The organism is Caloranaerobacter longqiensis (assembly GCF_050286925.1).
Taxonomy (GTDB): Bacteria; Bacillota; Clostridia; order Tissierellales; family Thermohalobacteraceae; genus Caloranaerobacter.
Genome location: NZ_JBFWFX010000014.1, coordinates 1 through 13,320, shown reverse-complemented (window position 1 = coordinate 13,320; position 13,320 = coordinate 1). Strand labels below are relative to the sequence as shown.

Genomic DNA, 13,320 nt, shown 5'->3' with positions numbered 1-13,320 from the left:
AACACCTCTTTTTTATTTAATAAGGAACATATAGGTCATTTGCATTGCAAAATAAATTTACTTACCTAGGCATTGAAGCTTTACCTTTGAATGCATTACTATATCACATTATTCTAAAATCTAAAATACTTTTAGTAATTTCACGCAATACACCATATTAAACATATAATATTATGAGTAAATGTAGGGGAGATTGAAATGACTACAATAAATAAAGATGTACTTAATATCCTTTCGACAGGAGTATTTAAAAAAATACTAGACTGTGATGTTATTGAAATTGCACAGCTTAATGCAGTAATAGCTTTGCTCATTAAAGCTAATATTGATTTTGATGTGTCTTTTACATCAGGTACAAGGCGTTCTTCTCCTACTGCAACTTTAACAATTTATATTAATCCTACTGCTCGTATAAGATTTTCTTTTGTATTTGATTCTAATATTATTAATATTTTCTAATTATAAAAGGGGCTTAAAACCCCTTTTATCATAAGGAAATTATATTCCTTTTAAACTGTAGATAATTTAAAATATAATTTCCGTTTATAGGTATAGGCAAAATCCTCCTTAATTTTAAATCGAAGATTTTTGTTCTATTTTCTCTAATATTCTATCAACTGTTTTCTTTACTACATCATAGCAACATTTACCTGTTGGATTCTTTATCTTGCATTGACCATTCTTCATAGCACCAGTAAATTCTATTACCTCTTTAACATTTCTAGCTCCATCTTCAATTATCGCCTTCTCTATCTGCTCTTCTGTAACCTTATTACAATAGCAGATATATTTTGGTTCAGTACCTATTTTAAACCAAATAGGCACTTTTACATCTTTCTTAGTAAACATTTTACCTTCTTTATTGTAATAAGCTATATCACATACTTCATTCATACAAATATAGTAATCGCTTTCTCCAATTTCTTTCATTTTACATTCAATTATCATGTTCCTAACAGTAATATTCTCAACATATTGCCCTTCTTTACCACATTTAGGACATATCTTATTATCTACTATCCCAGTAGATTGTGTATCATTGTCTCAACATAAATTCTTATTAAGCTTCATCATATCCACTCCCTTAATTTTTTCATTTTTATATTTTTAGTATATAAATATTATCCTCTATTTTAACGGTTTTTTGAATAATATGTTTACTTTAACAAATAATAAAATTAAATTTTGACTGATAAAGCGAGGTGTCTAAATAAATGGATTTAAAAATTGAAAAAAATTTAGAAGTAAAATATAAAAAATTAGATGAAATAATTGAAAAATACAAAAAACAAGAAGGAATGCTAATACGTATTTTACAAAAATCACAAGATATTTTCGGATATCTACCCATAGAAGTCCAATCATATATATCAGATAAACTAAACATACCTATCTCAACTATCAATGGCGTTGTTAGTTTTTATTCTTTATTTTCTCAGAAACCACAAGGTAAATATACTATTGGTGTTTGTCTAGGAACTGCCTGCTATGTAAAAGGAGCACAAGAAGTATTAGAAGCTATAAAAAAAGAATTGCAAATAGATGTAGGAGAAACAACTATGGACGGACTTTTTACATTAAAAGCAACTAGATGCATAGGTGCTTGTGGGCTAGCTCCAGTCATATCTATAAATGATGAAGTTTACGGTAGGCTAACCCCATCAGATATACCCGCAATACTTTATAAATACATAAAAACTCATAAAGAAACCATATTATCAAAATAGGAGTTGGTGAATATGGAACTACGTCCGTTAAAAACAATTTATGATATAGAAACATTAAAAGAAGAAACCTTAAAAGATATAAACTTACGTTTCAAAGAATATAAAGTAGAAAATGAAATAAAAAAATATCATATTTTAGTCTGTACAGGAACTGGCTGTACTTCTTCTAAAAGCAATATCGTAAGACAGAAACTAGAAAAAGAGATTAAAAAACGAAATCTACAAGATAAAGTCAAAGTTTTTAAAACTGGATGTTTTGGTTTTTGTAAATTAGGACCTATTATTGTAGTCCATCCTGACAGAACTTTCTATATTAAAGTAGATCAAAATGATATTGATGAGATTTTAGATAAACATATTATGAATGGGCAAATTGTCGAAAAATTACTATACAAATCGCCATCTAATAATGAAATTCAAGAAACTATTGATGAAATAGATTTTTTCAATCATCAAATGCGAATAGCATTAAGAAATTGTGGATTAATAAATCCTGAAGATATAAGAGAATACATAGCTTTAGATGGATATTTAGCTTTAGCTAATATACTAGAAAATAAAACTAATCCTGAAGAAATAATAAAAACCTTAAAAGAATCAGGTTTAAGAGGTAGAGGCGGCGGTGGATTTCTGACAGGACTTAAGTGGGAATATGCAAGAAATTATGAAGGTAATAAAAAGTATGTATTGTGTAATGCAGATGAAGGCGATCCTGGTGCTTTTATGGATCGTTCTATCCTAGAAGGCGATCCTCATAGTGTAATTGAAGCAATGATAATAGCAGGATACACTATAGGTGCTTCTCAAGGATATATTTATGTACGAGCTGAATACCCAATCGCTGTTGAAAGACTTGAAATTGCAATTGAGCAAGCTAGAAAACTAGGCCTTTTAGGAAAAAATATTTTAGGCTCATCATTTAGCTTTGACCTTGATATTAGGCTAGGTGCTGGTGCATTCGTCTGTGGAGAAGAAACTGCCCTTATACAGTCTGTAATGGGATTAAGAGGCGAACCTAGACCAAGACCTCCTTTCCCTGCTGAAGTAGGTTTATGGGAAATGCCAACATTAAATAACAATGTAGAAACTTATGCTAATATTCCAATTATATTGAGAAAAGGTGCAAAATGGTATTCGAGTATTGGAACTGAAGATAGTAAAGGTACTAAAGTTTTTGCACTTGCAGGGCAAATAAATAACACAGGATTAATCGAAGTCCCAATGGGAACTACATTAAGAACCATTATATACGAAATAGGCGGAGGAATTCATGATAATAAGAAATTTAAAGCCGTTCAAACTGGTGGTCCTTCTGGTGGGTGTATCCCAGAATCTCTATTAGATACAAAAATAGATTTCAAATCTTTAACAGATATCGGTTCTATGATGGGTTCTGGCGGTATGATTATTATGGATGAAACAGACTGTATGGTTGATATAGCAAGGTTTTATCTTCAGTTTGCCCAAGATGAATCATGTGGAAAATGTGTACCATGCAGAATAGGCACTAAACGATTATTAGAAATATTAAATAAAATAACTTCTGGCAAAGGAGAAATGGAAGATTTAGAAATTCTCGAAAACTTATGCTATGACATAAAAGACTCTTCACTATGTGGATTAGGCCAAACAGCTCCAAATCCAATATTGAGTACATTAAAATACTTTAGAGATGAGTATATAGCACATATTAAAGATAAAACTTGCCCAGCAGGCGTGTGTAATGACTTGCTTAAAGTTGTAATATCTGAAGAAAAATGCATTGCATGTGGCATTTGTGCGAGAGTTTGTCCTGTTAATGCAATAACGGGCGAACATAAAAAACCTCCATTTTATATAAATCAGGATATTTGTATAAAATGCGGTGCATGTATTCCAAAATGCCCTGTAAATGCAATTTACAAACGATAAAGGTAGGTGAAGATAATGGAAAACATTAGAGAAAAAGAAGATGCTAAACTTTCTGATAAAACTGTAACCATAAATATAGATGGTAGAGATTATCAAGTTCCTGACGGTATTACTGTTTTAGATGCTGCAAGACTTGTTAATATAGAAATTCCAAGTCTATGCTATTTAAAAGATATAAATGAAATAGGAATTTGTAGAGTTTGTGTAGTAGAAATTGAAGGTTCAAGAACTCTACAGGCATCATGTGTATATCCAGTAAGAGAAGGACTTAAAATAAGGACTAATACAGAAAGAGTTCGCAGAGCCAGAAAAACTGCTGTAACTTTACTTTTATCGAATCATCATAGAGAATGCCTAACTTGTATCAGAAACCTAAACTGTGAACTTCAAAATATAGCAGATAATCTTGGAATTAGAAATATACCATATACAGGTGAAATGAAAGATTACGGTTTCTTTGATAATAACCCTGCAATACAGAGAGATTACAACAAATGTATTAATTGTAGAAGATGTATGGCAATATGTAATAAAATACAGGAATGTTATGTATATTCTCCTATCAATCGTGGATTAGATACAATTATTGCCCCAGCATTTCAAAAAGATTTATCTGATGTAACATGTATAATGTGCGGTCAATGTGTACTCGCATGTCCTACCGCTTCATTAACAGAAAAAGAATCTATAACTGAAGTATGGGCGGCAATATCTGATCCAAATAAACATGTTATTGCACAAACTGCCCCTTCAATACAGGTTACAATAGGAGAAATTTTTGGTATGCCTATAGGCTCTTTTGTAGCTGGTAAATTAATTGCTGCTTTAAGAAGGATAGGATTCGACAAGGTTTTTGCAACTGATGTAACAGCCGATTTGACTATAATGGAAGAAGCTAGTGAGTTAGTCGAAAGACTTTTAAAACATCCTGATCATTTACCACTATTGTCATCTTGCTGTCCTGGTTGGGTAAAATTTGCTGAACATTTTTATCCTGAATTTTTACCGCACCTTTCAACTACTAAATCACCTCATGAAATGTGTGGCGCCTTGACTAAAACCTGGTATGCTAAAAAATATGGTATAGACCCTAAAAATATTGTGAATGTAGCAATAATGCCTTGCACAGCTAAAAAATATGAAGCAATGCGCCCTGAAATGCAATCAGATGGATTTAGAAATGTTGATTATGTTCTAACAACAAGAGAATTAGGTAGAATGATTAGACAAGTAGGAATTGATTTCGTCAACCTACCAGATGAAGAATATGATGAACCTTTTGACCAATATAGTGGTGCAGGAATGATTTTTGGGGCTACAGGCGGAGTTTTAGAAGCTGCCGTAAGAACTGCCCATAAATTAATAACAGGAAAAGAAATGCCCGTTCCTGATTACAAAGAAGCTAGAGGTCAAAGCGGACTTAAATATGGAAAAGTTACACTTGGAGATAAAACAATAACTATTGCTATTGCACACGGTACTGGAAATGCTAAAAGAGCTTTAGAAATGTATAAAAGTGGAGAAAAGAAATTTGACTATATGGAAGTTATGGCATGCCCTGGAGGATGTGTCGGAGGTGGAGGGCAACCTATACTAGGCAGTAGAGATCATAAATATATTTCTTTAAGTTATCGACATAACAGAAGTGATACGTTATATAATATTGAAAAGGGTAAAAAAATTAGACGCTCTCATGAAAATCCTAGAGTTAAACAGATATATAAAGAATTTTTAGGGCATCCTCTATCAGAAGTATCAAAAAAATATCTTCACACAAGTTATGTAGAAAGAGGAAAATATCCTTATTTAAAAGCGTAGCAAGAAAATTGCTACGCTTTATGTCATAGATATATATTGGTTTATGTTAGTCGAAAAATTCCCACAATATTAATTACAAGATATATATATCATACCTGTCTACTTACAGAAACCATTAAAATATTTTTTACCAACCAAAATTCTCATGCTCATCACAAAAATAATTTTTTACCGACATAGATTTACCACAACAACAATTATAGTTAACTGTGTAACAGCCACAACCTCCTGGGCAATAAAAAGTTTCTTTTTCGCACTTTTTATGTTCTAATCCGGTATGACATGGATGTATAGCCTCATACATTAGTGTTATATTTTTTGCTTCTATTGATTTAGGTAAAATAAAATGCTCGTCACAATATTCAACTTCAGAACTTACCCTTTTACCACAACAACAATGATACTCTGTATTTACACAGCCACATTTATATGAAAATTTCCACCATTCACATTCTCTATGGTCTGGTCCAGTATGACATATATGTATGACCTTATACATTGGTGAAATAATTTTTGAATTTTGTATTTCGTCTATTGTATTCTGAATTTCTTGTAGTAAAGTTTCAGACTTAAATATTGATTTAGTTGAAATATATTCTGAATCTTTATTGTATGGGGCATGAGTAGGACAAAGTTTCACTAAATCCTTAACTCTTAGAGGCATCTCCTTACCACAGCAACACTTATATAAATGATATTCGCAGCCACAACTTCTTGTAACTATGCAATATCGGTCACAATAAGCACAACTAATTCCGGAATGACATGGATGTGGTATGTATGTTGGATTAACAGTGTCTTTTTCATTCTCATGTTCATGTGTTTCATGATTATTTTGTACATCATCAACTGCATAAATTAATGACGTACTGCCAATTATTAATAATAAAATCAATAGTACTACTAAAGTTCTCTTCATTTAAAACCCTCCCTTAATAATATATTCGGTATAATATATGGGTATGTAAAGTACTTATCTACATAGGCTTCCCCCCCTTTTGTTCATACGTAGTGTCAAAAGTTTAGAGCAAATTTGACACCCAAAAATGAAATCTTTAATTATCAACTTAATAAATATTATTAGAATACTTTATGTTAATGTTAAATTACATATTATTTGATATTTATGCTATTTTGGGTAAATTTCTTAAAAATAGCACCTTAAACCATTTCCAATTTCTTTTATATTTTTTTATATTTTTTTACACTACCTATTTATATTTTAACAAACATATAATAAAAAAAATGTAAAAATTTATCGGTAAAATTTTGTATATTTTTAACTATTAATGAAGGAAAAGTGAAATTTATTGTAGAATGTATAATAGATAGGAGGTGTTTTAATTGAACAGAATAAAAATAATAATTATTATATGTATAATATTGATAACATCTGTCTGTATTCAAAACAAAGAAAATATTATTTCTCATCAAATTAAAAATCTGTTTAATAAAGAAAAAAACAACAAACTATCAGTACAAAAACTAACTAAAGATGAAAATAAGTCTAAAACAAACTATCAGTTGACAAGTGAAGATAGGGAAAAACTTGAACAGTTACTTGAGCAATTAGAAAAAGAAATACGTGAAAAGCAAAACCAAGAGAAATACGAATATCATAAAGCAAACATGCCTGAAAAAGAAAACTCGAATTAACCTAGTTTATAAAAAGGGATTACTCTTCTCTCCCATATATCCTTTAGATTCCACCTTATGATAGTTCCCCTTGCCTTTGGCTAGTAGTTGGGCATGGTCAATCCCCACAGTGCGCTTTCTCCATCTAGTTGTTACGCATGCCCGACGCACATCCATACCAAATCACTTGCGAAACAAAATTAGTGCAGTCATTAGGAGCAGCATAAACATAGTATTACGATTTTTAGTATAGTCATCCAAATATTGTACCGCTCTATTATTATCATAGGGATACTTATCATAACGAATATAAAAGATTGTAGCCTCATCTGTTTCTGATTATTTTATATTCTTAGTTCTAAATCTATCTAATCTCGTTTTATAATCTTTTCTAAGATTTTCAACATCTTTTAGTTTTTTATTAGATTTATGTCCTAGTATATCGGTATATAAATCATTTTGTATTATCCATTTACCTTCTTTTTTTATCATAATAATCTCATGTTGTCCCCAATCTAAAAATGCAGGATATATATGTTCTATTACACCATCATCTTCAACATTAATATCAACCTCTGCTTTATTTTTATTAACATCTATCTTATTAAAATAAATATTTAACGGATACTTTTCAAAACTATAATCCTTTTGATAATTCATTGCATCAATTTCATACTTTAAAAATTCTACCTCATATTGATTCCCTTCTATAGCCATATCCAATAAATGTGATATGTCTTTATATTCACCTTCAACATAAGAACTATATTTCAAATCAAAATATTGTTTTATAACCTGCTTAATATTCCTTTCTTCAATATTTTCTTTTTCACAACCAAAACTTCCAAAACTTATTATCAAAATTAAAATTAATAATAATTTTCTCTTCATGATTTAAACTTTCCCTCACTAATACTCATTTATATATCAGAAATTTATGACATTCTTATATAGCCTAAATTCCCAATCTATTTACTATATCCCTATATCAAACAGCTTATTAACTCTATTAAATTTGCTTACCAGTATCAATTTGAATTTAGTAAGCTTTTTATTTGGTGGTCTTGGATACAACATATTTCTCGCCATGCTTTTTTCTTTATTCTACTTAAAATCATCATCAATCTATGGTGTTATATCTCTATATTCCATAATTTATGCACTTACTCCAAATTCAACTAATTTCCAATCTCCATCTATTTTTTAAAATATCATTTCGTGAAATAATATACTTTTAAAATGTCTCTCCTCAATAGAAACATATACACTTATAGTATTATCATCATTTATATTATATGAATTAACTTTGATTTCTACTATTTCTACTCTCTTCTTCTTATTAATATTCATAGTGCACATTATGTAATCTAAAGCCGTATCTGTTGAGTTTTTTATCAAAATATCTTTTGCGCCATTATAAGTACATAAACTCATAGTAATTGCCTTCTGCTTAATATATTCTTCTTGCATATGTTTAAGTTGCTTATTTTTATCAAAATAAGCATAACTCGTAATTAAACACAAAACCGTTATCACTATTAACAAAGAAAATATTTTATTTCTTATAATTTTTAATCACCTCTTTCAAAATACAGTATTATCAAAAGATTAGAGCAAATCCGATGCATTAACTCTACCAAACATATCTCTATAGCATCATGGCATACTTTCCGCCATGCTTTTATCTTTATTCAGCAATATTTTTCTGTATTTACTGCCAAATATTCTTGACAATATTTAAGATCTTACATCATCACGCTTTTCAGATAATCTGATTGTAACAAAAATAAAAGCAATTACAGTCCAAAATGTAATTATTATTTTAGGCATATATAATATGTTTTCAACTAATCCATGACATAACACAGAAGATAATCCTGCTAAAAGACCTGCTGTAATAACTCTCAAATATTTATCCTGTTGCTTTGTTAAATTTTTTATTGAATATTTGTAAGTTACAAATAATATTGTTAATAAAATAATTAATCCTATAATTCCCATTTCCGCAGTTATTTCTAAAAATGTATTATGAGCATGATATGTCGGCATAGTTCTTATATATGTCTCAAATGTCTGTTTGAATGGAAGATGACCAAAACCTACTCCTACTACCCAATTATCCCGAATAACATCTAAAGTTATTTTCCATAACCTAATCCTATATGAATTCGAAGTATCATTTAAATTAACTATACTCATTATTCTATTCAAGACTGAAGTTGGAATGATAAAAACAGATATTATACCTATTGGAATTAAAGACAACAATAGTCTTTTTTCAACTAATAAAATAAATATAAATATACCAAAAACGAAACCTACCCATCCACCTCTTGAAAATGTCAAAATTAAAGCAATAGTTAATATTAAAGATGTCAAAAGAAAAATCAGCTTTTTCAAAATCTTTTTAGAAGTCCAAAATAATGATATTGATATTGGAATAGACATAATAAGATATTCAGCAAAAATATTAGGATTCCCAAAAACAGAAAAAATTCTAGTGGTAATATCAGGATTACTAGCTTTATCTACCCATTTAGCCTCAATGTTTATACCTATTTTATATTGATACAATCCATATAGTGCAACAAGAGTCGCTACAAAAGTAAACGTTGTAAGCAATACATTCAATTCGTTTTTATTCTTTACGCTATTTACAATAATAAAAAGAAAACCTAAAGCTGATAAATGTATTGCTAAATCTCTAAAACTTCCAGTAGGATTAGTTGATGTAATTGTAGATATGATTATTGCAAGCACAAAAATAATTATTGGTATACCCATAAAACTTCCTCTGATAGAATAATCCTCTCTATACAATTGGTTAAAAAGAAATACCCCAACTAAAAATATAATAAATATTAATGATAATTCATCAGGAATGAACGGTAATCCGATTATTGATATGGCTATTCCAATATTAATGTTGTATATTGATAATATTCCAACCAAAATTCCTCCAAATATTAAAATAAATAACTTCAATGGGATATTAAATAATAAAATACAAGTTATTATCGCAAGACACAAAGGAATAATAGTCTGCATCTTTTTCGATGTTTTTACCATAATTATTCTCCTCCATCATCTATCATAAATAGATTCCTGATTATATTAACAAAAAAACTGTTTCGTATAATATCTGCAAAATATTTCCTTGTCTTAAACATAAATATACCAATTATCAATAAAATTAATAAAAGTAGATTGGAAATAATAACTCCACCTCTAATAATGTTTATTGTTATGGTAACTAAACTAAAAGTTATTATAAATATTGAAACTGAATAAAAACCCTCTTGTTCATTTTGAAATAAACTCGAAACTGCTTTATATAAAAAACTATTATCTTTGTACTTCTTAACAACTTTCCTAGAACAATAAAAAATACACATTAATTTATCTATAAGGTGTGTATATACTTTATAAAACAAGCTCGATTGAAAAAGGCTCTTTTCATTAGTAAAAAAATGAATAACTACAGAACCATTAGATAAAAATTTAAAATAGTTTCCAATTCTACAATTTATAGCTTTTAAGCAACTATTATCATAAAAAATACATATATTATCCCATATTCTATGTAACATGTTTAAAACAAAGCTATTAGACATAGCACCCTCCTAATCCTCTATTCTAATAAATCTATCCCCAATACTGTTCCAAACACAGCTATTTTCCTATTCTTTAATTTAAACCTAGAACCTATTCTAGTATGCTCTCCTCCAATTATAATAACGTTAGAAGTATTTATGGCATTAGCTTCAACGCTTAAAATAACATCATATTTCCCTGGAATATCTGCCAATACTATTTTACCATCACTCGTTGCAACTGCTTCTTTACTATTTATAACCTCTTTACTAATAATCTTGCCAAATACTCGACCTTTATCATAATGATACAAAATATCTCCCTCTTTAATCCCATCTACAGTAGGCTGTCTAACTTTACTGATTTCAACCTTTACTATAGCTTTTTGACTTTCTTTGATTACTTGAGGAGTTACTCTCGTAAATCTATTAATACCTCCAACTATTAATACAACTAATATAATAATAACAGAAATATCAATTATATTTATCGTACCAAAAATTTTACCCTTATTATCTATTAGCTTCATTTTTTTACTTCCTCCCTTTATCGATATCCCCTTATACATTTATTTATAACAATTAAATAGTATCATTTTTTATTATCGATATGTATCCTATATTATCACTATCACAGTTTTTCATAACAAGATTAGATTTGTTGTTAAGAATAGACAACTTACTCTTTTTGTCCGAATAATAAAACATAATAGGTGCTTTAGCTTTTTCAAACTTATTAATAAATTCTTTGTTAAACTTTCCTAAAACATAATAAATATTATTTTTTCTTCTTACCAACAGATAATACCTGCCATCATACTCATAATAATAATATTTTTTTATCGGACAATCTGCAAATCGCCAGTTTAAATATTTATCATCAATTTCTACAATACTTTCTGAATTTTTAAGAACCTTTTTACTAAAAATCGGATGGAGATGATATTTGTATTTCAATTTCCATCCTAATTTTATATATCCTGGAAATGAATTTTGGTTAGGATAATTATAGATAATACTATCGCCTATTTCACTTAATACCAGCTTTGTCATATTACTGAATATCCCTTTTCCCCTATACTCTTGTAAAACCGATGTATCTGCAGGCTGATACGATTCCGTTTTATCTTTGATATCATTTCTCCAGAAACTTCTTACAGCTATTGGCTTGTCCTTATCATAAACTATTACAATAAAAGAATCACCATAAATATTGTCAATATACTTCCATATGAACCAATCCATTCCATAATTTTTATTAAAAACATTATTAAATACATCAATAAAGTGTTTTGCTTCTTCTTCTGAAATCTCCGAGCTCTTTTTTAAAACATATCTAAACCCATTAATAATTTTTTCCAAGACTTGCCACCCCTTTTTGTCCTTGATTTATAATCTTATGTACAATTTTACTATATTTCTTTTTTAATGAATACGATTTTATAAGGCTTATCAAAAGATTATATCGTGAACTTAATTGTCTAAATTGTTCAGGTTTAAAACCTTCATTCTCAAGTTCTTTACAAATCGCTTTAAGCTTTTTCACATCTGTTTTAATAAAAACTTCTGCTCCGTAACATTTTCCATTTAATAAACGCTCCATACGATTCAACAAAAGAAATACGTCAAAATCCATCACACTTTGTGATTTAAATTGATTAAGTAATTCTTTCTTTTGTTTAAATAACTCTACATCCAAAATATTTATAATATTTATTATGTTAGGTATTATCGGACAATTAACCTCATATAAATATATATTTGAAAAATCAGTATTATATTGTTCTAATGCATATAATAAAGATTTTGTCGTCTCTACATGATCGGTATGACCATCTATAATAAATGGAACATAGATTACATCAGGATTTATTCTATATAATATTTCATATATTTTATTTACAAGATTTTGATTTGAACTGACATTACCGTCCTGTTCATCTAAAAAAATTATTTCTTTTAATCCAATAAACTCTTTTACTTTCTCTGCTTCTTCTTTTCTTGCTGCAATAATTGTATCTCTAGAAAAATCAGTGTTACAAGCACTTCCATCAGTTATATAAACACACGTTATTTCATCTCCACTTCTTGCATGCTTTAATAAAGCAGCACCAGCTCCTATGCTCTCATCATCAACATGTGGTGCTAATATAACCACTCTTTGAGTAGACTGGTTAAGTACCTCTTTGACTTCATACCTTCCTTTTTTACTCAACTTATAGTAAAAATACAAAAATATACTATTTGCAATTTTCATCGGGTAATTTAATAATTGTTTTATTATTCCCTTCATAATAATTCATCCCCCAGCCCCATATCATAATTATAAAACTTAAATAAAAATTACCCCCAATGCCAATACCTATACTTTATCTCATATTCGACTTTTAATTTCAAAATCCTTCATTATTTCAAATATTTTCATATTTAAAAAGCATGGCAGATTTTTCTGCCATGCTTTTCTCTTTATTCAGCAATATTTTTCTGTATTTGCAGCCAAATATCCAAATAAAATTCTTGATTTCCTGGATTATAATAATCAGGTATATTACCTAACCTCCATAATGAAATTCCACCTATTTTAAATTCTTTAGCCAAGTTTATTTTCTCTATAACACTTCTACTGTCCTCATACC

The 13,320-nt window shown here is 29.0% G+C and carries 14 protein-coding genes; 5 read left to right on the top strand and 9 right to left on the bottom strand.

Annotation, left to right across the window (positions count from 1 at the left end):
• The first annotated feature begins 198 nt into the window (after positions 1-198).
• Positions 199-459 (top strand): hypothetical protein, encoded by a 261-nt coding sequence (locus AB4Y15_RS10685; RefSeq protein WP_427340343.1) that lies wholly within the window; start codon positions 199-201, stop codon positions 457-459.
• Positions 460-573: 114 nt separating this feature from the next.
• Here AB4Y15_RS10685 and AB4Y15_RS10680 read toward each other — a convergent pair whose 3' ends face one another.
• On the bottom strand, positions 574-1,071 hold the full coding sequence (locus tag AB4Y15_RS10680; protein WP_427340342.1) for a Csac_0668 family 2Fe-2S cluster-binding (seleno)protein: 498 nt from the start codon (positions 1,069-1,071) through the stop codon (positions 574-576).
• Between the two features lie 143 nt (positions 1,072-1,214).
• Between AB4Y15_RS10680 and AB4Y15_RS10675 the strand changes: the two genes are divergently transcribed.
• From AB4Y15_RS10675 to AB4Y15_RS10665, 3 genes are read left to right on the top strand one after another with little or no spacing between them, the layout of a single operon-like run.
• Positions 1,215-1,727, top strand: coding sequence for an NADH-quinone oxidoreductase subunit NuoE family protein (locus AB4Y15_RS10675; RefSeq protein WP_427340341.1), 513 nt, complete (start codon positions 1,215-1,217; stop codon positions 1,725-1,727).
• Between the two features lie 12 nt (positions 1,728-1,739).
• Positions 1,740-3,638: an NADH-ubiquinone oxidoreductase-F iron-sulfur binding region domain-containing protein gene (locus AB4Y15_RS10670; protein ID WP_427340340.1), complete on the top strand. Its 1,899-nt coding sequence runs from the start codon at positions 1,740-1,742 to the stop codon at positions 3,636-3,638.
• Positions 3,639-3,653: 15 nt separating this feature from the next.
• Positions 3,654-5,456, top strand: coding sequence for an NADH-dependent [FeFe] hydrogenase, group A6 (locus tag AB4Y15_RS10665; protein WP_427340339.1), 1,803 nt, complete (start codon positions 3,654-3,656; stop codon positions 5,454-5,456).
• Between the two features lie 127 nt (positions 5,457-5,583).
• On the opposite strand, the gene AB4Y15_RS10660 is transcribed toward AB4Y15_RS10665, so the two are convergent.
• The gene (locus tag AB4Y15_RS10660) at positions 5,584-6,375 is read right to left on the bottom strand and encodes a hypothetical protein (protein WP_427340338.1); all 792 of its coding nucleotides are present in this window, start codon (positions 6,373-6,375) and stop codon (positions 5,584-5,586) included.
• Between the two features lie 425 nt (positions 6,376-6,800).
• Here AB4Y15_RS10660 and AB4Y15_RS10655 point away from each other — a divergent pair, with 425 nt between their 5' ends.
• On the top strand, positions 6,801-7,112 hold the full coding sequence (locus tag AB4Y15_RS10655; RefSeq protein ID WP_163234915.1) for a hypothetical protein: 312 nt from the start codon (positions 6,801-6,803) through the stop codon (positions 7,110-7,112).
• A 318-nt stretch (positions 7,113-7,430) separates the two neighbouring features.
• Here the strand turns inward: AB4Y15_RS10655 and AB4Y15_RS10650 are convergent, their stop codons facing one another.
• The 7 genes from AB4Y15_RS10650 to AB4Y15_RS10620 all read right to left on the bottom strand — a co-directional run bounded on the left by AB4Y15_RS10650 (position 7,431) and on the right by AB4Y15_RS10620 (position 12,977).
• Entirely contained in the window at positions 7,431-7,982 is a 552-nt protein-coding gene (locus AB4Y15_RS10650; RefSeq protein WP_427340337.1) for a hypothetical protein, read from the bottom strand.
• Between the two features lie 312 nt (positions 7,983-8,294).
• Positions 8,295-8,636, bottom strand: a complete 342-nt coding sequence (locus AB4Y15_RS10645) for a hypothetical protein (RefSeq protein WP_427340336.1) — start codon at positions 8,634-8,636, stop codon at positions 8,295-8,297.
• 192 nt (positions 8,637-8,828) lie between these two features.
• The gene (locus AB4Y15_RS10640) at positions 8,829-10,160 is read right to left on the bottom strand and encodes an O-antigen ligase family protein (RefSeq protein ID WP_427340335.1); all 1,332 of its coding nucleotides are present in this window, start codon (positions 10,158-10,160) and stop codon (positions 8,829-8,831) included.
• A 2-nt stretch (positions 10,161-10,162) separates the two neighbouring features.
• A complete protein-coding gene (locus AB4Y15_RS10635; RefSeq protein WP_427340334.1) occupies positions 10,163-10,705 on the bottom strand; it encodes a hypothetical protein in 543 nt (180 codons plus the stop codon).
• 17 nt (positions 10,706-10,722) lie between these two features.
• A complete protein-coding gene (locus AB4Y15_RS10630; protein ID WP_427340333.1) occupies positions 10,723-11,214 on the bottom strand; it encodes a DUF4330 domain-containing protein in 492 nt (163 codons plus the stop codon).
• Between the two features lie 52 nt (positions 11,215-11,266).
• Positions 11,267-12,046 carry a GNAT family N-acetyltransferase gene (locus AB4Y15_RS10625; protein ID WP_427340332.1) on the bottom strand — a complete coding sequence of 260 codons (780 nt, stop codon included), beginning with the start codon at positions 12,044-12,046 and terminating at the stop codon, positions 11,267-11,269.
• On the bottom strand, positions 12,030-12,977 hold the full coding sequence (locus AB4Y15_RS10620) for a PIG-L deacetylase family protein (RefSeq protein ID WP_427340331.1): 948 nt from the start codon (positions 12,975-12,977) through the stop codon (positions 12,030-12,032). The genes AB4Y15_RS10625 and AB4Y15_RS10620 overlap by 17 nt, the downstream gene beginning before the upstream one ends.
• Between the last annotated feature and the right edge of the window lie 343 nt (positions 12,978-13,320).

Excerpts from the sequence above, each read along its gene's own strand:
- AB4Y15_RS10670 (WP_427340340.1), top strand. The coding sequence starts at position 1,740 with ATGGAACTACGTCCGTTAAAAACAATTTATGATATAGAAACATTAAAA.
- AB4Y15_RS10620 (WP_427340331.1), bottom strand. The coding sequence starts at position 12,977 with ATGAAGGGAATAATAAAACAATTATTAAATTACCCGATGAAAATTGCA.
- AB4Y15_RS10665 (WP_427340339.1), top strand. The coding sequence starts at position 3,654 with ATGGAAAACATTAGAGAAAAAGAAGATGCTAAACTTTCTGATAAAACT.
- AB4Y15_RS10640 (WP_427340335.1), bottom strand. The coding sequence starts at position 10,160 with ATGGTAAAAACATCGAAAAAGATGCAGACTATTATTCCTTTGTGTCTT.
- AB4Y15_RS10685 (WP_427340343.1), top strand. The coding sequence starts at position 199 with ATGACTACAATAAATAAAGATGTACTTAATATCCTTTCGACAGGAGTA.
- AB4Y15_RS10630 (WP_427340333.1), bottom strand. The coding sequence starts at position 11,214 with ATGAAGCTAATAGATAATAAGGGTAAAATTTTTGGTACGATAAATATA.
- AB4Y15_RS10675 (WP_427340341.1), top strand. The coding sequence starts at position 1,215 with ATGGATTTAAAAATTGAAAAAAATTTAGAAGTAAAATATAAAAAATTA.
- AB4Y15_RS10635 (WP_427340334.1), bottom strand. The coding sequence starts at position 10,705 with ATGTCTAATAGCTTTGTTTTAAACATGTTACATAGAATATGGGATAAT.
- AB4Y15_RS10660 (WP_427340338.1), bottom strand. The coding sequence starts at position 6,375 with ATGAAGAGAACTTTAGTAGTACTATTGATTTTATTATTAATAATTGGC.
- AB4Y15_RS10650 (WP_427340337.1), bottom strand. The coding sequence starts at position 7,982 with ATGAAGAGAAAATTATTATTAATTTTAATTTTGATAATAAGTTTTGGA.